Source organism: Lactobacillus sp. W8093, assembly GCF_016100925.1.
Taxonomy (GTDB): domain Bacteria; phylum Bacillota; class Bacilli; order Lactobacillales; family Lactobacillaceae; genus Lactobacillus; species Lactobacillus helsingborgensis.
The window spans coordinates 231,515-253,322 of sequence record NZ_JACFRL010000002.1; the positions used below are offsets into that span (position 1 = coordinate 231,515).

At 36.5% G+C, this 21,808-nt stretch carries 25 protein-coding genes and 1 pseudogene; 18 read left to right on the top strand and 8 right to left on the bottom strand.

Going from position 1 to position 21,808, the window contains the following annotated elements; translation table 11 throughout:
- The first annotated feature begins 17 nt into the window (after nucleotides 1–17).
- The 8 genes from dapA to H3T47_RS02345 all read left to right on the top strand — a co-directional run bounded on the left by dapA (nucleotide 18) and on the right by H3T47_RS02345 (nucleotide 6,472).
- Entirely contained in the window at nucleotides 18–920 is a 903-nt protein-coding gene (dapA, locus tag H3T47_RS02310) for a 4-hydroxy-tetrahydrodipicolinate synthase (RefSeq protein WP_199282418.1), read from the top strand.
- 20 nt (nucleotides 921–940) lie between these two features.
- The gene (gene pdxA, locus H3T47_RS02315; RefSeq protein WP_199282419.1) at nucleotides 941–1,969 is read left to right on the top strand and encodes a 4-hydroxythreonine-4-phosphate dehydrogenase PdxA; all 1,029 of its coding nucleotides are present in this window, start codon (nucleotides 941–943) and stop codon (nucleotides 1,967–1,969) included.
- 297 nt (nucleotides 1,970–2,266) lie between these two features.
- Entirely contained in the window at nucleotides 2,267–2,959 is a 693-nt protein-coding gene (gene deoC / locus H3T47_RS02320; protein WP_038520567.1) for a deoxyribose-phosphate aldolase, read from the top strand.
- 103 nt (nucleotides 2,960–3,062) lie between these two features.
- Nucleotides 3,063–3,803: a GntR family transcriptional regulator gene (locus H3T47_RS02325; RefSeq protein WP_199282420.1), complete on the top strand. Its 741-nt coding sequence runs from the start codon at nucleotides 3,063–3,065 to the stop codon at nucleotides 3,801–3,803.
- Between the two features lie 10 nt (nucleotides 3,804–3,813).
- Complete coding sequence (locus tag H3T47_RS02330) at nucleotides 3,814–4,227, top strand: PTS sugar transporter subunit IIA (RefSeq protein ID WP_199282421.1); 414 nt, start codon at nucleotides 3,814–3,816, stop codon at nucleotides 4,225–4,227.
- Between the two features lie 20 nt (nucleotides 4,228–4,247).
- Nucleotides 4,248–4,754 (top strand): PTS sugar transporter subunit IIB, encoded by a 507-nt coding sequence (locus H3T47_RS02335; RefSeq protein WP_038520575.1) that lies wholly within the window; start codon nucleotides 4,248–4,250, stop codon nucleotides 4,752–4,754.
- A 2-nt stretch (nucleotides 4,755–4,756) separates the two neighbouring features.
- Complete coding sequence (locus tag H3T47_RS02340) at nucleotides 4,757–5,602, top strand: PTS sugar transporter subunit IIC (RefSeq protein WP_038520578.1); 846 nt, start codon at nucleotides 4,757–4,759, stop codon at nucleotides 5,600–5,602.
- A 12-nt stretch (nucleotides 5,603–5,614) separates the two neighbouring features.
- Nucleotides 5,615–6,472: a PTS system mannose/fructose/sorbose family transporter subunit IID gene (locus H3T47_RS02345; RefSeq protein ID WP_199282422.1), complete on the top strand. Its 858-nt coding sequence runs from the start codon at nucleotides 5,615–5,617 to the stop codon at nucleotides 6,470–6,472.
- Nucleotides 6,473–6,725: 253 nt separating this feature from the next.
- Here H3T47_RS02345 and alsE read toward each other — a convergent pair whose 3' ends face one another.
- From alsE to H3T47_RS02375, 6 genes and pseudogenes are all read right to left on the bottom strand, one after another.
- A complete protein-coding gene (alsE, locus tag H3T47_RS02350; protein ID WP_199282423.1) occupies nucleotides 6,726–7,382 on the bottom strand; it encodes a D-allulose 6-phosphate 3-epimerase in 657 nt (218 codons plus the stop codon).
- Between the two features lie 20 nt (nucleotides 7,383–7,402).
- On the bottom strand, nucleotides 7,403–8,455 hold the full coding sequence (locus tag H3T47_RS02355; RefSeq protein WP_199282424.1) for a galactitol-1-phosphate 5-dehydrogenase: 1,053 nt from the start codon (nucleotides 8,453–8,455) through the stop codon (nucleotides 7,403–7,405).
- A gap of 9 nt (nucleotides 8,456–8,464) precedes the next feature.
- Nucleotides 8,465–9,289 carry a PTS system mannose/fructose/sorbose family transporter subunit IID gene (locus H3T47_RS02360; protein ID WP_046326524.1) on the bottom strand — a complete coding sequence of 275 codons (825 nt, stop codon included), beginning with the start codon at nucleotides 9,287–9,289 and terminating at the stop codon, nucleotides 8,465–8,467.
- Nucleotides 9,290–10,056 (bottom strand): annotated as a pseudogene (locus tag H3T47_RS02365) (PTS mannose/fructose/sorbose/N-acetylgalactosamine transporter subunit IIC). It abuts the gene before it with no gap.
- A gap of 22 nt (nucleotides 10,057–10,078) precedes the next feature.
- Nucleotides 10,079–10,561: a PTS sugar transporter subunit IIB gene (locus H3T47_RS02370; protein ID WP_199282425.1), complete on the bottom strand. Its 483-nt coding sequence runs from the start codon at nucleotides 10,559–10,561 to the stop codon at nucleotides 10,079–10,081.
- A 5-nt stretch (nucleotides 10,562–10,566) separates the two neighbouring features.
- Complete coding sequence (locus H3T47_RS02375) at nucleotides 10,567–10,986, bottom strand: PTS sugar transporter subunit IIA (protein ID WP_038520599.1); 420 nt, start codon at nucleotides 10,984–10,986, stop codon at nucleotides 10,567–10,569.
- Between the two features lie 278 nt (nucleotides 10,987–11,264).
- Between H3T47_RS02375 and H3T47_RS02380 the strand changes: the two genes are divergently transcribed.
- The 9 genes from H3T47_RS02380 (at nucleotide 11,265) to H3T47_RS02415 (ending at nucleotide 19,219) form a co-directional block, all read left to right on the top strand.
- Nucleotides 11,265–12,284: a LacI family DNA-binding transcriptional regulator gene (locus H3T47_RS02380; protein WP_038520602.1), complete on the top strand. Its 1,020-nt coding sequence runs from the start codon at nucleotides 11,265–11,267 to the stop codon at nucleotides 12,282–12,284.
- 63 nt (nucleotides 12,285–12,347) lie between these two features.
- Complete coding sequence (locus H3T47_RS09405) at nucleotides 12,348–12,542, top strand: GH32 C-terminal domain-containing protein (RefSeq protein ID WP_046326526.1); 195 nt, start codon at nucleotides 12,348–12,350, stop codon at nucleotides 12,540–12,542.
- Nucleotides 12,535–13,026 carry a PTS glucose transporter subunit IIA gene (locus H3T47_RS02385; protein WP_052059610.1) on the top strand — a complete coding sequence of 164 codons (492 nt, stop codon included), beginning with the start codon at nucleotides 12,535–12,537 and terminating at the stop codon, nucleotides 13,024–13,026. The genes H3T47_RS09405 and H3T47_RS02385 overlap by 8 nt, the downstream gene beginning before the upstream one ends.
- A gap of 200 nt (nucleotides 13,027–13,226) precedes the next feature.
- Nucleotides 13,227–14,123, top strand: a complete 897-nt coding sequence (locus H3T47_RS02390) for an ABC transporter ATP-binding protein (protein WP_199282426.1) — start codon at nucleotides 13,227–13,229, stop codon at nucleotides 14,121–14,123.
- Entirely contained in the window at nucleotides 14,116–15,339 is a 1,224-nt protein-coding gene (locus H3T47_RS02395) for an ABC transporter permease (RefSeq protein ID WP_199282427.1), read from the top strand. Before H3T47_RS02390 ends, H3T47_RS02395 begins: the two co-directional genes overlap by 8 nt.
- Nucleotides 15,340–15,697: 358 nt before the next feature.
- A complete protein-coding gene (locus H3T47_RS02400; protein ID WP_199282428.1) occupies nucleotides 15,698–16,591 on the top strand; it encodes an EamA family transporter in 894 nt (297 codons plus the stop codon).
- A gap of 134 nt (nucleotides 16,592–16,725) precedes the next feature.
- On the top strand, nucleotides 16,726–17,670 hold the full coding sequence (locus H3T47_RS02405) for an ATP-binding cassette domain-containing protein (protein ID WP_199282429.1): 945 nt from the start codon (nucleotides 16,726–16,728) through the stop codon (nucleotides 17,668–17,670).
- Complete coding sequence (locus H3T47_RS02410; RefSeq protein ID WP_199282430.1) at nucleotides 17,670–18,440, top strand: ABC-2 family transporter protein; 771 nt, start codon at nucleotides 17,670–17,672, stop codon at nucleotides 18,438–18,440. Before H3T47_RS02405 ends, H3T47_RS02410 begins: the two co-directional genes overlap by 1 nt.
- A complete protein-coding gene (locus tag H3T47_RS02415) occupies nucleotides 18,440–19,219 on the top strand; it encodes an ABC-2 family transporter protein (RefSeq protein WP_199282444.1) in 780 nt (259 codons plus the stop codon). Before H3T47_RS02410 ends, H3T47_RS02415 begins: the two co-directional genes overlap by 1 nt.
- Before the next feature lie 82 nt (nucleotides 19,220–19,301).
- On the opposite strand, the gene H3T47_RS02420 is transcribed toward H3T47_RS02415, so the two are convergent.
- Nucleotides 19,302–20,180 (bottom strand): LysR family transcriptional regulator, encoded by an 879-nt coding sequence (locus H3T47_RS02420; RefSeq protein WP_199282431.1) that lies wholly within the window; start codon nucleotides 20,178–20,180, stop codon nucleotides 19,302–19,304.
- Between the two features lie 317 nt (nucleotides 20,181–20,497).
- Here H3T47_RS02420 and H3T47_RS02425 point away from each other — a divergent pair, with 317 nt between their 5' ends.
- A complete protein-coding gene (locus H3T47_RS02425; protein ID WP_046326534.1) occupies nucleotides 20,498–20,851 on the top strand; it encodes a MerR family transcriptional regulator in 354 nt (117 codons plus the stop codon).
- A 6-nt stretch (nucleotides 20,852–20,857) separates the two neighbouring features.
- Here H3T47_RS02425 and H3T47_RS02430 read toward each other — a convergent pair whose 3' ends face one another.
- Nucleotides 20,858–21,724 (bottom strand): alpha/beta hydrolase, encoded by an 867-nt coding sequence (locus H3T47_RS02430; protein ID WP_199282432.1) that lies wholly within the window; start codon nucleotides 21,722–21,724, stop codon nucleotides 20,858–20,860.
- Nucleotides 21,725–21,808 lie beyond the last annotated feature (84 nt).

The window sequence follows — 21,808 nt, forward strand, 5'->3', positions numbered from 1 at the left end:
AAGGAGGAGTTTTTAAAATGTGTCAGACAAAGATTGCTCAGGGTATTATTGCAGCAATGGTGACCCCGATGGATGAAAATGGTCAAATAAATTATGCAGAGTTAAAAAATCAGGTTGAGCGGCAGATTAATGCCGGCATCAGCGGAGTTTTTACGCTAGGCACAAACGGTGAAGGATATATTCTTAGCCATGATGAAAAATTAAAAGTGATGGAAACGGTAATTAAACAGGCAAATCACCGGGTTCCAGTATATGTGGGCACAGGTTGTGTTTCTACGGCAGAAACAATTCAGTTGTCGCAGCAAGCTGAGGAGTTAGGGGCAGACGCATTATCAGTTATTACTCCGTGGTTTGCGCAAGCTTCACAGGAAGATTTATTTAAGCATTATCAGGCTTTAAATGATGCTGTTCATATTCCAATTTTGCTTTATAACATACCTGCAAGGACGGGCAATGCTCTCGCACCTAAAACTGTGGCTCGTCTGGCCGACTTGCCGCATATTGCTGGTATTAAGGATTCAAGTGGTAATTTCGACAATATTTTACAGTACATTGAATTAACCAGAAATAAGGACTTTGCAGTCATATCAGGTAATGATTCTCTCATTTTGTGGACTTTAAAAGCTGGAGGTACCGGTGGTATTGCCGCTTGTGCGAATGTATTACCGGAAATTATGGTATCAATCTACCGATACTATCAAGCTGGTAAATGGGAAGAAGCTAGGAAAGCGCAAGATTCTATCCGTCCGTTTAGAAATTGTTTCAAGTTGGGAAATCCGAATACAATTGTTAAGAAAGCAACTAATGTCATGGGCTATCCTGTGGGGATGCCACGTGCACCATTTAATGGTTTAACTAAAGAAGCAGTGACGACCATTCAAAATACTATAGATAAGTATTACAGTGAATATAAAAAGTAGTTGAAAAGGAGATAAAACTGATGGGTAAACCAATTGTTGGTATTACAATGGGAGATCCTGCAAGTATAGGACCGGAAATTTCTTTGAAAACTTTTCAGGATCAACGACTTTATGAAAAATGCCGACCTTTATTGATAGGTGATAGCAATGTTCTCGAAAAAGTAATGGGAATATTACCCGATCGTAAACTGCAGCTTAACCCCATTACTAACGTTAAAGATGCTAAGTTCCAATACGGGACAATGGATGTTTACGATATGCACGAAGTTGAAATTTCTGAATTGCAGTTTGGCCAAGTCAGCAAAATGGCGGGTAACGCTGCTTTTCAATACGTCAAAAAAGTGATTGACCTAGCTAATGCCCATGAAGTTGATGCTACCGTAACGAATGCTCTAAACAAAGAGGCAATGAACTTAGCAGGACACCACTATGCTGGGCATACTGAAATCTATGGTAAATTTACCCATACTCCAAACTACACGATGATGCTCGCCCACGGCAATTTAAGGGTGGTTCATGTTTCTACACACGTTTCTTTGAGAAAAGCCTGTGATTTGGTGAAAAAGCCTAGGGTTGCAGAATGTATTAAGCTGGCTGACGAGGTTTGCCGTAATTTGGGCATCAAAAATCCGCGGGTAGCAGTTGCAGGGCTAAACCCACATGCAGGAGAAAATGGCTTATTTGGTGATGAAGAAATAAAGGAAATTGCCCCTGCGGTTGCAGAAATGCGGGCAAAAGGTGTTAACGTGACTGGTCCCGTTCCAGCTGATACAGTTTTTGCCAAATGTCATGGCGGGATGTACGACATTGTAGTTGCAATGTATCATGACCAAGGACATATACCGGTAAAAGTAATTGGCTTTCAATATGATGAGCAAAAGAAGAAGTGGGATAGTGTTGCAGGAATCAATGTCACTTTGGGTCTGCCAATTATCAGAACGTCGGTTGATCATGGCACTGCCTTTGATCAGGTTCTTAAAGGCACAGCTAATGAGGTCAGTTTAAAAAATGCAATTGATTATGCCGTTAAACTAGCTGAAAACAAGTAGTGCAAGATAATACTGGTGTATTGCCTTATGAACTTAGCAGATATAAATTTAATTAGTCTTTTGGCTTAAAATAGGCAAAAAAGAGCTGTCAGTGCGATAGCTCTTTTTGAAATATTTGTATTTAATGAAAGGCCAGTGCCCAGCAATTTAAACACGGCTAATATGGTATTTATTTTACTAAAAAAACATTATTTTAATTTTGCTCTTGACATAGACGTCTATGAATGTTTATATATAACTGTAAGCGATTACAGTAATTGCGCAAGACAAGCTAATCAATATGAAAGGTGGTTTATTATGTTAAATTTGTCGGATAAGGAATTGGCTTCTAAGATTCAACATACTAATGTTAATCCAGAATTAACGCCAGATGATATAAGAGGTTTGTGTGATGATTGCAAGCACTTTGGCTTTAATGGTGTCATGATTCAGCCGCAATGGGTCACACTTGCAAAGGAGGAATTAAAAGGTACCAACATTCAAGTTGCCACATGTATGAGTTTTCCAATGGGGGCACAAAAGACAGAAGTTAAAGTGTTTGAGGCTCAAAGATGCTTTGCGGACGGGGCAGATCAACTTGACTGGATGCCCAATGTCGGCTTCCTAAAGGCTGGTATGTATGATGAATACCAAAATGAAATTGCCGCTGTGGTCAAGGCAGCAGGCGGCAAGGTTGTTAAAATTATGCTCGAATTTGGTATGTTGACACGCGAAGAAAAGATTAAGGCAGCTGAACTTGCCAGGGATGCTGGTGCCACTTATCTGAAAAACTCTAGTGGTTGGGGTAAAGGTGGTCACGCTACCATTGATGACATCCAATTATTAAAGAGAATTGCGCAAGACAAATGTGAAGTGAAAGCTTCTGGTGGTATCAGAACCAGACAACAGGCTCTATCTTTGCTTGAAGCAGGAGCATCATTGCTGGGTACGAGCGCAGGGCCACAAATTATCACTGGGATAAAGGGAAATGATGATTCTATAGCTGATTAATTTATTTAGCTATATTGCTTTTAGGGCGAATAGTATAATGCTTTATAATAAAAACAAAGATTATACTATAAATAAATAACTTTTAAAGAAGGAATGAATCCCTATGAGTAATATATCAATAGATAACAATTCTCCAATATCCATTTACCAGCAAATTGCGAACCAAATAAAGACAGACATTAATAAAAAAATATTAACACCCGGCGACAAAATTCCATCTGAAAAATGGTTTGTTGACAATCTGGGAGTAGCACGAGGGACTGTTAGAAAGGCAATCTCTTTGCTGGTCAAAGAAGGTACTTTGGAAAAAGTCCAGGGTAAAGGAACTTTTGTGACGAAACCGCAGATTTCTTATCCTTTTGCGCAAGAATTAGTCTCGTATGCCGAAACGATGAAAGCCAAGAATATTAATTTTTCCACGCAAGTGATAGAAAAGAAAATTGTCGAGCCTACTAAAGAAATCCAGAAAAAGTTAAAAATAGATAAAGAGCAGAAAGTATTGTATTTGGTACGTCTCAGAAGTGTTGAAGACACGCCGGCTATACTTACTTTTAATTGGATTTCTCTTGATAAATGTCCAGAAATAGCAGAAGTAGATTTTAATAATGTTGCTTTATTTGCTGCAATAGAAAAAGATGCAGGAATAAAAATTAAATATGGTATCAGGAATTTTTCAGCACGTAATCTAAACAAAAAACAGGCAAAAATAATGGAATTGGCACCAAATGATGCTGCTTTAGAATTAAATCAAGTTACTTTTGCCGCAAATGATGAGCCGATAGAATGCTCCGACGCTTTGCTTAGAACTGATCAATATAAAGTCACTTCTATTTTATATAGGTAAGGTACAAATAATGAAGATATTAATTACAACACACGGGAATATGGCAAAAGGCATTTATAGCAGTTATCAAATGCTTGCAGGTTCAACCAATCAGATTAAATATTTAGGACTAAGTCCTGATGATACTGGTCAATTTAAAAAAGAACTTGCCCACATCATAGATCAAGAAACAGATGATTTATTAATCCTTTGCGATATTAAGGGTGGTTCGCCTTATAACGAGTGCTTTGCAAAATATCTTCAAAATCCGCAAAAGATCAGAATTGTAGCGGGTCTTAATTTGCCTATGCTTTTGGAAGTCGGCTTGTCACTAACTAGCAAGCCAAGTTTAGATGAAATCACAGATTTAGCTGAAAAATTCGGTAAGGAAGGAGTTTGTGTAGCTAAAGAAACAGCGGACACAAATCAAGATATTGAATTTTAGCTAGAGGAAGGTGTTTCTCTATGGCAATAACATTAGCTAGAGTGGATGACCGTGTGATTCATGGTCAAACCACCACGAGATGGTCGAAGGAAAGACCCATAGATGGTTTCTTAGTAGTGGGTGATAAGATCATTCACGATAAACTCAGAACAAAAGTTTTAAAAGCAGCAGCTGGAAACTTAAAAGTAGGTATATTTAGCGATGATAAAGGTCCAGAAATAATTAAAAAGGGGGTACAGTCACACAAAAACTTTTTCTTAATATCAAATTCACCCCAAACTTTTGCTAAGCTTCTGCAAAACGGCGCTGATTGGGGTAATGAACTGAATGTAGGACCAATGAATACGCGTGAAGGGGCAATAGTCGTTGAAAGAACTTTAGCCCTTGATGATAAAGATTATGAAGCATTTGACTACATGTATAACCATGGCATAAATATTTCTTTTCAACTGATTCCGGATGAAAAGAAAAAAACGTGGCCTGAGGTTAGAAAACATTACGATGAGTTGAAAGCCAAGGAGGGATAAAAATGAATATGGCTCTTTTTTGGCAAGCTGCTTTAGTTGGTATTTTCGGATACTTAGGAGCAGTTGATAGTATCGTTATGGGTGGCGTTGCCTACGGATTCTATATTTTAGGCAGACCTTTAATTGCAGGCTTCATTTGTGGTTTGATTTTTGGAGATGTTAAGGCAGGTATACTTTGCGGGTTAGCTGTACAAGCGGTTTTCATTGCGACAATGCATACTGGCGGAACTTCAAGTACGGAAATCACTTATGCTTCTTATGGCGGCATCGGTTTAGCAATGGCTACAACCAAAGACCCTGCAATTGCAGTTACTCTTGCTATTTTTATTGGTCAAACATTTGGCTTAATTTTTTATAATTTAAGAATGGCAGGTTTTTCCTATTTTAATCATAGGGCGGATCGTGACATTGACCGTTTTAATAAACATGCCCTTATTATGGACCAAGTCGTTTGGCCGCAAATTATTACTTTCTTAGTACGTGCAGTGCCAATATGGGCGGCAATTTACTTTGGCAGGGGAGCAGTTGAGGCTTTACTCAAAGTAATTCCAACGCAAATAACCAGCATTATCACGGTGCTGGGTGGCTTATTGCCTGCTCTTGGTATTGCAATGTTAATGAATATGCTGATTAAAAATAAGCTACAATTAATCTACTTTCTATTTGGCTTTGCAATGATTGCTTTTGCCAAAATGAGTACTATTGGCTTAGTATTTATTGCCGTTTTAATTGCTTATATTGTCTACCAGATATCCGGTAAAACTGGCAGCAATAATAGTAGTAATTCATCTGGCACAGCAAAAGCGATTCAAACCGAAGATGAATACGAAGATGCAGATTTATTCTAAGGAGGCAAAATAATGGCTAATCAAGATGATAAACAAACGCCAGTAGCCCAAGAGGCTAAGCCGGAGCGTTTAACTAAAAAAGAATTACGGTCAATTTTTTTAAGATATATGTTCTTGCCTGAATCTGCAATGAGCTATGAAAAGATGCACGGCGCTGCGTGGGCAGTTTCATATATGCCTTTAGGCAATAAATATTATAAAAATAATGATCAAGCCTATCAGCGCCTGCTTAAGCGGCATTCGCCTTTTTACAATACGGAACCACAAACCGGACAACTGGTTAATGGTATTGTAGCGTCACTTGAAGAACAAATTGGTATGGGCAACACTAACGTCAGTGAGGAGATGCCCGTCGATGTTAAGGCTTCCTTAATGGGCCCCTTAGCTGGTATCGGTGATTCATTGATGCAAGGTATTCTAATTCCTACACTCTTGTCAATTGCGATGGGACTATCTAAGGGTGGCAGCCCCTTAGGCCCGTTATTTTACATTGTAACTTATGCGGTAATTATTACTATTGTAGAGGTAATTTGCTTTAAAGGCGGCTACAAGTTAGGCGTATCTGCTGTGGATAAAATTGTTGGTGAAAGTGCTAAACGTCTGACCAACATGTTTACAGTTTTAGGTATAATTGTTATCGGTGGTCTGGCTGCTTCGACAATTGCTTTAAAAACAACCGTCAAGATTCCTTTTGGATCACAAACCAAACCACTTGAAACTATTATTGATGGGTTCTTCCCGGGGCTATTACCTCTAATTGCAGTTTTGTTTACTTTTTGGCTGATTTCATCTAAAAGGATGAGTGCTAACAAAGTAATCTTAATATTAACAGTGGTAGCTACGGTGGGCGTACTGATAAAATTTTTGTAATAGTTAATTGTAAGCAAAATAAGGTAAATGATAAGCTTCAACGCTAAGCAAACGTTGGAGCTTTTTTATTTAAGATATGCGGTATAATCAAAATAGAGGGCTTGACATAAGGGGCGCAGAGCATAATTAATCAGCAGGTATTAGGTTTTCTAGTGACTGCAAGTTAAAAATTAGTTGGCAAAAAATGCTCAGTGCAGCTAATCAATTAGACAGTTGCAACTGAGCATTTTTGCTTGTATAAAACTATTTAGCTTTAATTTAAGTATTTTGCGGCCATTTTGATACATTGGTCTATGTCTTGCGAAAACCCGAAAAAGCCGCTGCTGCCGAGAACTAAAATATCAGAACCGGCTGTTTTGAGATCTGAATAAGTTTCGGCATTACAGGAGCCGTCAATTTGAATTTCAAAATGAAGACTATTTTGCTTACGGTAATCTTTTAGCTGGCTAATGGTTAATAATGCTTCCTTAATGAACTTTTGTCCAGCATAGCCGGGGTCTACGGTCATTACGGTAACCATATCAACCAAGTTAAGATATTGGGAAATATCTGCAATATTTTCTTCAGGATTGATAACGACGCCAACTTGCCTGTCACTTTGCTTAATGAGATCAATCAAGCGAAAGGCTTGTCCGTCGAGCTTTTCCGCATGGATATTTATTAAGTCGGTTCCAGCAGCAATTAAGTCATTGATGTAGTCTTCAGGATTGTCTACCATTAAGTGTGCATCAATAGTTTTATTAGTTAAAGGCCTGATAGCTTTGATGAAATCAACTGATAAAGCGAGATTTCTGACGTAATGTCCATCCATAATATCAATATGATAATTATCGGTAAAAGAATTAAGTTTTTTTATATGCTCTGCGACTGTTGTCAAATTCATGCACATTAAAGATAATGATACTTTCATTGATTAAATTAGTTCCTTTCTTATCCTTTATGCTTTATTACCATCATTGATTTACATGAGAAGATTTCTTTATTGTGGATATGCTCAAATAAATCAGTTACTTCATCAATTGCTACCCTCTGGGTGATTAGATCATGGACTTTTAACTCTTTGCTATCAAGTGCGTTTCGGGTGGTTGACCATTCATCTGTAGGATATCTCTTATAAACATCATTATACACTGAAATTATTTTACCTTCTTTTCTCATTAGTTGATCGTAGGTAGCACGTTTTAAAGTCATATCTGAATGGGGATTTCCCAGCAATACTATGGTACCAAATTTTGTGATAGATTGAACGCAGTTATTGAAGGAATGTGTGTTACCGGTTGCTTCAACCACAATGTCAGCTAGCTCTCCGCCGAAGGCTTGTTGAATATTTTCTAAATTGTTTTGACCATCATTGAAGAAGGTATTGGTAAAACCTAATTTTTGTGCAAAGTTAATGGCGTCGTTATCAATATCAAATAAAGCAATATGATTTGCGCCTGCCAGCTTTGCCCATCTGGCGACCATGATGCCAATAGGGCCAGCTCCATAAACAACCACATTATCACCCAATTTTAGACCAGATTTTTGAATTGCATGTTGAGCAACAGTTGCAGGCTCAATCATTGCCCCTTCTTCATAAGAAATATTGTCTGTTAAGGGCACCAAGTTGAATACTGGTACTGCCAAGTATTCTTCAAACCCGCCGTCATTGCGTGAACCAAAGTATCTGTAATTATCGCATTGGGCATAGTCACCCGATAAGCAGGAACGGCAATGAAAGCATGGCAAAATCGGAAAGACTGCTACTCTTTGATTTAATAATTTTTGATCAACGTTTTCGCCTAGTTCTACTACTTTTCCGGCAAATTCATGACCTATAACGGTGGGAAAATGGTAAGTGCCATTTTGGTAAACGCGGGGTAAATCTGAACCACAGATGCCACAGGCTTTAATTTTAACTAAAACCTCGTCTTTTTTCGGACGTGGCTTTTCTTTTTCAACTAACTCTAATTTTCCAATTGATTTAAGTTCTATAGCCTTCATATTAAGCTCCTACTTGATAATTCCAAAGATATTTAAATAACTAAACGCGATACCAATGATAAAGATAAAGACAATTATCCAGTTAACATTAATCTTTTTTCTGATTAGCCAATATACGAATAATGTTAAAGCCAGCGGAACGAGCCCAGGCATCAAAGCATCCAAAACCTGACTTTGAATGTTCATGTGGACATTACCAATGTTTAACTTCAATGGCACTCTGATTGCTACCCGTGAGGCAGTCATACATCCAACTACCATTAAGCCAATCATGCCAAAAACATCGGTTAGCTTGTTAATTGTCCCTTCACGCATTATTTGTAAAATGAAGGATTTTCCCCGACTATAACCTAATTTATACATATTCCAGCCGATAACAATAAGTAAAGTTTTGTAAACTACCTCAAAGAATAATGGCCCTAAATAATTGCCGGCGATTGCTAATGAACAGCCAATTCCAGCTAATATCGGATAAATTATCCCTTGGCTTAAAGTATCGCCAATTCCAGCTATTGGTCCCATTAAACCTGTTCTTAGGGAATTAATGGTTTCATCCGTTATTTCTTCCGCACCGTTGGCCCTTTGTTCTTCCATAGCTGTGGCTATTCCGGGAATAACTGTTCCTATAAAAGATGGTTCAGTATTGTAAAAAATCATGTATTTTTTAAGCTCTTGTGCCTGCTTTTTGGTATCGTTGGGGTAGAGCTTTCTCATTATAGGTACCATCGCGTTGGTTTGACCGAGAGCTTGCAGCCTTTCATAGTTATAAGCTGCTTCATTAGAGTATATTAAGGCCCAGTTTTTTAGCAGGTCTTTTTTAGATAGTTTAGGCATTTAATTAACCTCCTTCGGGGTTTCATTATTCTTTTTATTTTCCAGAAATCCTGTTTGATAGAATACAACTCCCATTACTACAGCCAGTGCAGTTACGCCGATAATGTCGAGCTTTAAATAAATAGTTAATAGAAAGCCTAAGAAGTAAAAAGGCATTAACTTTTTAGTTCCCATGAATTAAGCAGCATTGCAATACCAAGAGCAGGCATGATCGCACCTACGACCTGCATAGCTTGAACTAACGAATTAGGGATGCTGGCTAGAAGATTTCTCATAGTTCCAGCGCCAAAATAAACTAAAATAAATGCAGGAACACCAGTTACCAGGAAATTTAAAATCCCAGAGGGGACAAAATTCATGATTCTCATTGCCCTGATATTATTTTGATCTAAGTATTTTTCTGCACGATGAACCCAAATAGAGTTCAATGACATGGTAATTTGAAAGGTTAATATCCCAAAAAGACTAAATGGTACTGCAAAAGACACCCCCAAACTGGGTTTAGCATTTGCCAAAATAGTCATAGTGGGACCGAAAACGGCTGCAACTGGCAGGTTGCCCGGCATGGTTCCACCTGCAGTGATCCAACCTAAATATGCCAAATTAATGTACGCACCTGCCTGCATTCCCAGCATTGGTTTTCCTAAAGCCAGACCAACTAGTAATCCCGTCCATAAAGGATAAAACCAAGTCCTAGTTAATAACTGACTGGGCCACCAATTTGCGATGGTTGCAATTAAGCACACCAAAATTGCTGATACTAACATTTTTTGCCTCCTTTAAATCCCCTCAATGCAGATATTTTTCAGCATCAACTTCTTTTTGATCAGGGATAATATGAATGGTTACTTTGACACCTTTATCAATAATATTTTGTAAAGACTTTTTTTCTTCGTCGTTCATTGCAATATTGCGATAAAATGGCTGCCGGTCTTTTCTTGCACCCATTCCTCCTATAATTAATTTGCTTATATTGATGCCGCTGACAATAACTTTTTCAATTACAAGTGGTTCTTTGACTAAAATAATGATTTTATCGTCATTAAAATTGTCTAAGTCTTGCAGCTTTGTGATAGCAGTATCAGAATCAAAAACATCTACTTTAATGCCCGTAGGAGCAGACATTTTAAGTACTTCAATCATAAAATCATCTTTGGCGACTTTATCGTCAATGACAATAATGTGATTGGCGTGGGTCTTTTTGACCCAGGCGGTCATTACTTGACCATGAATTAAGCGATCATCAATTCTCGTTAAAACTATTTCTGCCATTCTTGTTACCCCTTTTTATAAAAATCAAAGTTTTGAATTTTAATGGTTTCTGCTGCCATTTGTTGCAGATGCTTGGTGAAATCATCCAGACTTTGATATTGGTTTCTGCTCAAAAGTGCTTCAATCAAAATGGGCAAGTTTACGCCGCAAAAAACCTGATATTCGATATCTTTATTTAGTTGTGGATAATTTTGCACCAAAACGTTATAAGGACTGGCTCCGAACATATCACAGAAAGCCAAGACTTTTGCTCCTTTACCAAAAGATTTTAAACTTTGATACACTCTGTCCTTGAAACCATCAATACTATCCGTTTCTGCGAATTCAACGAAACTCACTTGAGATTGCTGACCGACAATCATTTTTGCTGCTGACAGAATGCCTTCAGCGAACTTTCCGTGAGTAGCGACTAATATCCCAATCATTAAAATCTCCTCTAAAGCAAATAGCTTATTATTCATTATTTATTAAAAATAGAAACGTTTCCATTAATTAGTATAAATTTAGTGTTGTATTTTTGTCAAGTATGCGTTTACAGGGCAAATATTAGATAAAAAACCAAGAATTAAAGGAAACGTTTCTATTGAAAAATTGCTTAAAACCCTGCAACATTAGTATTTGCCACACGTTGTGTTAAAATAAAAGTTACTGAGACAAGTAATTCTAATTCCTTAAATTTTCAATATATTGGTAAACAAAAAAGATGACGGATAAAAACATATCAATTCGAGAAATCGCCAAATTAAGCGGAGTATCAATCTCAACTGTTTCTCGTGTAATTAATAATAGTGGCAGTTATTCTCAAAAGACAGCCAAAAAAGTGATGGACGTAGTCAATGAATATGATTATCACGCTAATAGCATTGCCAAGGGTTTAAGGCAGAAAAGAACCAATTCAATTGGTATTATTGTGCCTAATTTAGGCAATTCTTTTTTTTCTAATTTAGTTGAATTGATTGAAAATCAATTAGCAAATCAAAATTATTCCACTATAATTTGTGATACTTCCAACAATCAAGTTAAAGAACGCAAAAGTATTGATATGCTAAATGCCCGTCTCGTTGATGGTATTATTGTCATATCTGGGCGTACTAAGTTCCAATCTGAAAGTCTTAATTATTCTGTTCCGCTAGTATATATAGATCGTGAAGCTCAGAATGATACGGATTACTATTTTATCGGTTCAGATCATTATAAAGGTGCAGCTTTAGCAACCAATAAATTGATTTCAGCACACACTAAACCTTTTTTATTTAAAAATGAGAAGGAATATCCTTCTATCAAAGAACGCATCAAGGGTTATGTTGATACCTACAAAAAAGAATTTAACACTTTTGATGCAGACCGAATTTTGGTTGTTCCGAAAAGGGCAAGTTTACAGGAGGAAAGGGCAATTATCCGTTCGCGTTTACGTGGGATTTTTTCCCGGTATTCTGCGCCAATTGGAATATTTGCGACCAATGATTCACTAGCTGTGAATATTATTCTAGCAGCACGTGATATTAACGTTAACGTGCCTAAGGATTTAAAAGTAATTGGTTTTGACGACGCGCCGATAGCCCAATATAGTGTCCCTGAATTAACCACTATTCATCAAGATGTGCAAACTATAGCTAAAATTGCCTGTACCAAGTTAATTGAACAAGTTACAAAGCCTAAAGCGGTAAAAAGGCCGCAGAAAATCATTGTAGATGTTTCTTTAATAGAGAGAGGGTCAGCTTAAGCTGAAACCCTAGCTTTTTGCTTAATTAAAAAATTCACAAGTTCTTTTAAAACCGTATTTTTATTGTGCCTGCTGTTTCAGGATATTTCCTCTGCAGAAATATTCTTAGAAAATGGAGAAAAAGTTTTTTCGTTATGGGTTTTTCCTGACCAAAAGCAAAATTATATATTTGTTAATAGTTTAAATGCTAAAACTGTAATAAAATATGAAATAAATGAATTAAGAATAATGAAAGTAGAAGGTAAGAAGAATGTTTAAGTGGTTTGGCAAAAAGCAAGAGAAAAAAGAAGATTTGACGGTCACTGCACCAATTAGTGGCAAACTTGAAAAAATTGAAGAAGTAAATGACCCGGCTTTCGCCCAGAAGATGTTGGGGGATGGCTTTGCTATTGTCCCTGAAGAAGATAAAGTAACAGTTTATGCACCTGTAAGTGGTAAAATTGAGGCACTTCCCAAAACGAAACATGCTATAGGTATTCAAACGGCACAGGGCGTCGAAGTACTTATTCACATTGGTATTGATACTGTAAATCTAAATGGAAAAGGTTTTGAAGTAGTGGTGAACCAAGATGATGAAGTAAAGCAGGGACAAAAACTAGAAGTGTTTGATAAGAACGTAGTAACTGAAAATAAACTAGATCCAACTGTTATTGTTGTATTCACCAGCGGCTATGAAAAAGAAGTCAAATTGAATCAGGATAATGGTGCAGCAGTTAAAGCCAACGATTTATTAATAGGATAAACATTTTTGCTATACAAAAAACAGGTTTAATTTCTAAAATAGGGAATTAAACCTGTTTTTTAGTATTGTCAACATGTGCATTATATATAATTAGGTATGACTTAAATTCAACTATGGTTTAATTTTTCGATTATTTTAATATATTATATTCTGTAGTAAACTTAAAACAAAGTTATTATTAGAATAAAAAGGAGGGGGCAATGCTAAAGGTAGAACATTTAAGTAAAAAGTTTGATACTTTCCCGGCGCTTCAAGATGTCAACTTTACAATTCACCCCGGTGAAATTATGGGTTTGATTGGTCAAAACGGAGCGGGGAAAACCACGACTTTTCATAGTATTTTAAACTTTCTGCACTATGAAGGAAAAATTACTTGGGAGCAGCAACCAATTACTGAAAAAACTTTTGATACTATCGGCTATTTGCCGGAAGAACGCAGTTTGCTACCCAAAATGACTATTGAACAACAAATAGTTTATTTGGCGAAGCTAAAAAACCGCCCAGCGAAAGAGATAAAACCGCAAATCGATGATTGGTTAAAACGCTTTGATGTTCAGGGCAAGAAAAGCGACAAAATAAAAACACTTTCGAAAGGTAATCAGCAGAAAGTGCAATTAATTTGTACTTTGATTCACCAGCCAAAATTAATTATTTTGGATGAACCATTTAGTGGTTTGGATCCGGTAAATGCAGATTTGCTTAAAAACGCAGTTTTAGATGCTAAAAAGAATAATGCAGCAATTATCTTCTCCAGTCACGACATGTCAAATGTCGAGGAGATTTGCGATAGTTTGATCATGCTAAAAAAGGGACAAGTTGTTTTAAGTGGTACAGTTGACGCTGTTCGTGACTCATTTGGTAAAACGGAAATTTACTGCAAAACTACCAAGTCGCTTGCAGAATTGCAGCAGCTTCCTCACGTTGAAAAAGTGGAAAAGAAGTTGCATGGTCAATATCTTTTACGAATTGACGATGAAAATAGTGGTGCGGAAGTCTTTGATGCCTTAACAAATGGAGAATATATTGAAGAATTTCGGCAACAGCCACCAACACTTGACGAAATATTTAGAATGGAAGCTGGTGAACAACATGAATAAATTATGGACTGTAACGCTGCAAACTTATTGGCATCAAGTTAAGTCTTGGTCTTTTCTGCTTTTGATTCTGGGTCCATTTTTCATAATTGGTTGTGGTGCTTTAGGAGGAGCTATCGGTGCTAGTTCTGATCCAGACAGTCAGATTGCAGTTATCAGTTCCAATGAGCAAGTTCGCCAAAACTTTATTAAAAATAATGATAAATATGTTGATGCTAAAATTAAAACCGCTGAATCTGCTAAAAAGGCTGTCAAAAAAGAAAAGATTGATGGCTACTTGGTATTTGAAACGCAAAAAAAGCAGGTTAAGGCCATTTATCATGGAATATCATCTATTGATGATGAACTAAAGCCCAAAGTAAAAAGCTATTTACAAGTCTTGCAGAGTCAACTGAATTTGCAAAAGGCGCAATTAGCACCACACCAACTCAAAGCCTTGCAGCAGCAACCGCAATATAGTGAGATACTCCAGAAAAATCATCAGGGAGATAAATTGGTTAAAATGGTGTCATTAATTATTGTGATTATGGTCGTTTACATGGTTTTGATGTCCTACAGTAGCATTACAGCTCAAGAAATAGCTTCTGAAAAAGGCACGAAGATTATGGAAATCATTTTTTCCAGTACAACTGCTGCAAAATATTTTTTAGGCAAAATTTTGGGTATTTTCGGCGTAATTATTACTCAACTCGCAATCTATATTGTAGGCGGTTGGGCAACTTACCGCTGGGCATTGCATGCAAAAATTACGTCTTCTTTCATGCATAACAACCAAGCAGTCATAAATAAAATTCTGGGCAATTTGGTAAATGTCAATCTCGTTTTCCTGATTCTCGGTGTAATTATTTATACGATATTAGCAGCTTTTTCAGGAGCTTTAGTAGCTAAGCCTGAAGATTCTTCAAAAGCTGCTCAAGGTACTACAATGCTTTCCCTCATTGCATTTTTCCTGTCATTTGCGCTTATTACTAACCCAGAACAAATTCTGCCACAAGTATTATCCTACGTGCCATTCTTTTCCTCGTTCATGATGCCAATTCGTATAATTAATGGTCATGTTGGCAATATGGAAGTTATTCTGTCGCTGGAGATTTTAATAGTAAGTATTATTGGCTTGACAATATACATTAGTAAAATCTATCAAGGCGTAATTTTACAAACAGAAGATACCAGCTTTTGGCAGAGACTAAAACGAGGACTGGCATATAGTAAAGCGTAAATAATATAAAAAAGACTAGGGCGAAAAAATCCTAGTCTTTTTTAGCATATTGCTTTTAATGTTTAAACAGATTGTCGCTGGCATTTATAAACCTTAATTAGAATTCACAGCTACTTTTTTGAATTTTTAACTTGGTGTATAATAAAATAATATTCAAACCAAATACTGTATTTTTATGATTAGTTTTTACTGGATATCATTTGAATACATTTAAACTTTGTATGTCCAATGGCTGTATTTTAGTAACTGCACAATGTCTAGTTACTGGTAATAACTATTTCTCTGACTTTTTAATTGTGGCTGCAAAGACCAAAATATTAATAATAGTTTTAAACAAAATTTGTCATTCGGAGGAACCATGATTATCAGTAATATGTGGTTGATTATTTTTGCAACTATTTCTTCATTTTCCAGGGGAATAATATCAGTTATTGACCGTTACCAAATGGGGTATCGGAAGCAAAGCTCAATTGATGTGAACTTTTTAAACAATATTTGTAGTTCGGTTTTAGTAACTTTCTTTCTAATTTACGTCCTGCACAGTTTTCCTAGTCCTAGGATAACCAATAACTATCTTATTAAAGTCCTTTTATATGCTTTTTTGGCTCAGGTCGTCGCTTATGGCTACAGTTATGTGTTCAAAAAAGTTTCAATTATGCAGTCTGTGCTTTTGAGTAAAGTGACCGATCTTTTTATTCCTTGGGCTATCTTGCTGACTATGGGTTACTTTAGCAAATCTTCATATCTGGTTTCGATTATTTCCACTGTAATAGTAGTTATTTATATTATTTTCGAGCAGCGCCACAATAATTTAAATTTAAAAACTTTATTGACCACCTTCGCTGTGATTGCGCCCTTATTGATTATTCAAGCAGCACTTTCACCGTTATTAACTAAAGGCCTAATCAAACCGATTGATCTGGTCTTTTTTACTATCATGACAATTTATGTGCGCTGCTTAATTACTTTAATTACTTTTATTTATAAAAACAAAACTCTTAAAATCAGCGCTGAAAATCTCAAAGGTAAGGTTTATCTAATTTATGGTTCCCGGGCGGTTTTGACTCTTTTAGCGCAAGTAACTTATACTTTGGCAACGTCTTCACCCAACTCAAGCATTGCCTGGATCTTTTTAAACATGACCTCTTTATACAGCGTCATCTTTGGCGATATTTTCCTTAAAGAAAAGATGAAATTTGCAGATATCTTGGTAATTGTGGCCATTTTTATCTTGGCTTTGTTTTCAAAGTAATTGCAAGAGTTTGGAAAAATAAAAATTAAGCGCTATAATGGCGCTATGATTTGGAAACGCCGGTTCAAGGTGAGTGTTGGTTTCTATATTGGGGAAGAAATCTGCACTCTGAATTAAGCATTGGGGAATAATTAATGATAATTGAAACCAAGAACCTGGCGAAACGGTATCGTAAGGTGAAAGCAGCTAAGCTGTTTCACAAAGAATATCGCATTTTTGACGCAGTAAAAAATGTTTCTCTAGAGATTTATCAAGGAGATCATGTTGGCTTAGTGGGGTTAAATGGTTCCGGCAAGTCGACTTTGATCAAAATGATTTTAGGTATTTTGCAGCCTGATGGCGGCAGTATCAAAACTTTTGACAGAGATCCGCTTAATAACAGACAAAAGAATGCGGCCAAAATAGGGGTTGTGTTTGGGCAAAGAAGTCAATTGCGCTGGGATTTGCCCGCAATAGACACCTTCAAACTCAACCGTGAAATATATCAAGTACCGGAGGATATTTTTACCAAACGGGTAACAAAGTTAGCGCGGATGTTGCAGGCTACCGAGTTTTTAACGCAACCGGTGCGCACCCTTAGTTTGGGTCAAAGGATGAAAGCTGAATTTATTGCAGCTCTTATTCACGATCCTGAACTGCTTATTTTAGATGAACCCACAATTGGACTTGACGTTCTGACTAAAAATAGCATCACGCAATTTTTACAACAATTAACTGATAAAACGATCATTTTCACTTCGCACGATCTCGATGAAGTAGCCAAAGTATGCTCACGCATTTTAATTTTGAATAAAGGTCAGTTGGTATTAGATCAAAGTAGTCTACAACTAGCAGAATTAGATGTGCCCACAACGGTCACGTTTACCAGTGCAGATAAATTAAGTGCTGATTTAATTAAGCAATGGCCCAACATGATGCAGCTTAAAAACGGTTCATACCAGATTGCAGGCATTAAGCAAGAAAATCTGAAAGAAGTGTTAAGTACAATTACTGCCCGCATCCCAGTTGCCAATATTGAAGTTAAGAGCAATAAATTGGCATATTTATTGGCGCACCTCAAACAGCAGGAGGTGCAATAATGAGATATAGACTAATGCTCATTAAAATAGGAATAAAAAAAGGTCTAGCCTCAAAATATGCCTTAATTTTCTGGCTGTTTTCATCTTTAATTTCGCTTACCGTACAGTATTTTTTGTGGCAAGCTGTTCTAACTGGCAAGCCAAACGGTGAATTTAAACAAACAATTAGTTATTTGGTATTAATGCAGCTTTTGACCGTGCTTTTTCCTAAAACCAGCTACGATGTGAATGATAAAGTTCGTTCTGGTGATATTGCACTTGACCTGTTAAAACCAGTAGCAATTGCAACGCAACTATTGTGGGAAAGCATCGGCTATTCAATTGTCAAATTTGCAGTGATTGGTACAGTGGATTTATTAGTTTGTTTATGGAATCTGAATTTTCAAATTGCAGTGAGCACAATTTTAATGGTCTTAGTAACAACCACTTTGGCGTATTTATTGTATTTTGAGCTGGAACTGCTTTTAGGGACATTTTCTTTTTACACTTATAGTATTTGGGGCATCTCCACTTTTAAAGAAGCAATACTATTGGTATTAGCTGGCAATATTTTTCCGACCAATTTTTATCCTGCCGTAATTAAAAAGGTGGCATCTTTTCTGCCATTTCAGTATTCATTTGGTGCAGTAGGAATGCTGGCACAAAAGCCATCGTGGAGTTTATTTATTCAAGTAGTTTTGATCCAGCTTTTCTACATTATCCTGTTCAACGTGCTCTTTAAATTCTTGTTTAAACGCTCCGTTGTTTCGACTGTGATTCAAGGAGGGTAATAATGAGATATTTAAAATTGCTAGCCACTTATTTAAAAGTAAATTTAAAATCACTTGCTGTTTATGACCTGGACTTTTATTTTGCGCTAGCAGGGATGATCATTCAAAACTTGCTTAATATCCTCGCTTTAAGATTTATTTTTAATATTGTGCCCCGCATTAAAGGCTATAGTTTTGCACAATTGCTTTTAACTTACGCCTTGGCAACTCTAGCTTTTGCTATTTTTCGTTGCTTTTTTATCAATGCACTCAACATTTCTGATTATATTCATGACGGGCGCTTAGATACAATCTTAATTAAACCCGTCAATCCTTTATTTCAGCTTGTTAATGAACGAGTCGATGAAGATGCGTGGGGCGATTTAATTGTTGCGCTGTTGCTGTTGATAATTGTGGATATGCAGTTACATAATCCGTGGTATATCACGGTCATGTTTATTTTTATCTCACTTTTTACTTCGCTCATCTTTTTGGGATTGGCCGTATTAGGTAATATAGTTGCACTACTTTCTAATGGTTTAGCCAACTTGGCAGAAACAACATTTGACTTTTTTGACATGAGTAAATATCCGTTAGCGATCTATTCGTCGGCTTTAAGGCTAATTATGACCTTTATCTTGCCAATCGGCTGGGTTGCTTCAATTCCACAAGAAAAAATTGCAGTTAAGCATGAGTGGGTCTGGCTACTGTTAGTTCCTGCCGCGTGTGTATTCTTTTTTATCCTAATTTATCAGTTATGGCGGGTATTTTTACAAAAATACCAAAGTACTGGCAGTTAGAAAAAGCCCTGTAGTAATAGCTACTGGGCTTTTAAAGTCTATGATATTCTTTTTCTTTTCATTTTTTTGGCATTAAGTATTATTACTTAAAAATTGATTCCTGCAGTAATTTTAAAAATAATTCTGCGACTGGTGATAAATTAACACCGTGTTTCCAAACTACTTTGATAGCTTGGTGCAGCGCTGGCTGTAATTTTCTAAATGTAATGCCTGAGCCTTTAGAGGTATCAGCTAATTTATCTAGAGTGAGCATTAATGCGGCATGATTTTTAACCATCAACGTACCATTGAAGTTTAAGTTATAGCTGCCAATAAAATTCACAGTGTCATAATAATTTCCCAGCCAGTTTTGAAAAAGGTGCATTTTTTGTGCTTGCTGCGAATTTAATAGTGTCCGTCCTTTTAAATCTGCTGGTCTAATCGCTGTCTTTTTTGCTAAAGGATCATCGCTTGGCAGCAGTATTCCCCAAGTATCTTTTTCGGGTAGTGTTAGAGAAGCATAATTGTCTAAAGGAACATCTCCGATAATAACTGCAAAATCAACTGTTCCATTATTTAATTTGCGCTCGGCAAAACTGTAATCTCCGCTTAATAAGTGAATTTTGACAGAAGGATGTTCCTTGATAATGTCACTAATCACATTTATTACTCGTTGCATACCGCTGCTTTCACCTGCAGCAATGGTCAAGTCGCCACTGACAAAAGAATCTTTTTCAATATTTCTTTTAGTTTTGGCAGTTAATTCCAATATCTCTTGTGCCTGTTCTAATAAATAATGACCTGCCGGAGTTAAAGCTAAATGCCGCGACTTACGGCTAAATAATTTAACGCCAAGTTCAGCTTCCAGTTCAGCAATTTGCCTTGATAACGCTGGTTGAGAGATAAGCAGCTTTTTGGCAGCACGAGTCATATTTCCTTCTTGGGCAACGGCTACAAAATAATTCAAAACTCTTAATTCCATGTTATCCTTCCTGTCTTTAATAAGCAGACTTTAATGCAAGTAAGTTATAACTATTCATGTTTAATAAGTATTTTACATAATAATAGATGTGATTAAAATTTTAAGTGTTAGGTAAAATAAGTTAATTTTTTATTTATGCCAAAATTGGCGATCTAAGAACTCATATATAAAAAGCACCTATAATGTGATTATAGGCTACTTTTTAACGATATTAGGCTGAAAAAATGAGTAAAATTGCTGCAATCAACCTAATATATTTTTTAGATAATACTTAAACTTAGATCTAAGTTTAAATTCATTAGGAAGAGCAAAACATAATGAAAATATCAGAAGTAGCTGAAAAAGTAGAATTAACGCCTGTAACTCTCAGATATTATGAAAAGATGGGCTTAATACCCGAAGTCAAAAAAGAGCACGGGGTTAGAAATTATGAGGAAAAAGATCTTACTTGGATTAGTTTTATTAAGTGCATGCGGCAGGTAAAAATTCCAGTGAAGGATTTACTTGAATACACCGAATTATTGCAGCAAGGCAGTGATACTAAGAAGTCCAGACGGCAGATTTTAGTTAAAGAATTGCATAGGCTAGAAAAGCAAGACCAAAATATTCAGGCTACAATTGCCCGGTTAAAAACTAAAATCAATTTATATGATCAAGGCAAAATCCAGTAGGATAAATTACCAGAGGAAGTTGACTAATAAACGGTCAACATTAGTATTTTCGTGCAATTTACTGTGTTGAGCGCGAGGACCTTTTATTTCTTTTTCTTGGTATGAGTGAGCGCGTCTACTCACTAAATAGCGATAAGAGCGAGCAGAATTAACGGTGACGTCACCATCACTGCCAGAACCTGTGTCACCATAGATATTTAAGACGTCAGCGTTTTGAGGAAACTTCTTTCTTAAACTTAAAAGTTCGCGGTAATCCGCACTCATTTTTTGCGGTTTGCCAGCGTGATTTAAGATAGTTTTATTTGGTGCTCCTTGTTCACCAATATAACCGTTATAATGACCGGCAATTGAAACCTGTTTATTTAAGTGGGGCATGTGCGAATTAGTCGCATTATTGCGTAAGTAATAGGCAATTTGTAAATTGCCCATCGAATGTCCTACTAAGTTAATTCGCTTAAAGTGATACCTTTTTTGCAGTGTAATGATCACGTCTTTAATATAATTGCTGCTCTTGTTCATGGCAGTAATTTGATTATTCGTTCCAGCAAAAATGCTCTTATTATTTTGGAGGTTGACTTCAACTATCGGGTTCTTGGCCCGTTTTTTTATTGTCCCTATTAAGGTGACTTTACCAGTAGAGCTAACGTCGGCACGAATGACAGAATTAGTAGCATGATGTTTTTGTGCATAAACCACCATACTTTCTTCAGCGTGGTAACTGCTGCCCCAGCCATGTACAAAAAGTGTTGGCGTATTGATGCGAATACTTGCACCATTTTCTTCCTGATAGTTGTTTTTAAATATGTAAACGGCAAGTAGCAATAACGCTAATAGCAACGTGCCTGCTATGATAGATTTTCTTTTTGTAGTCATAATTAATCAGCTCCTAAAGAAGGATCAGTTGCAATTATAAAATTTGCTGCACATCTGCAACATAAAATTTTATAATTATCAAAA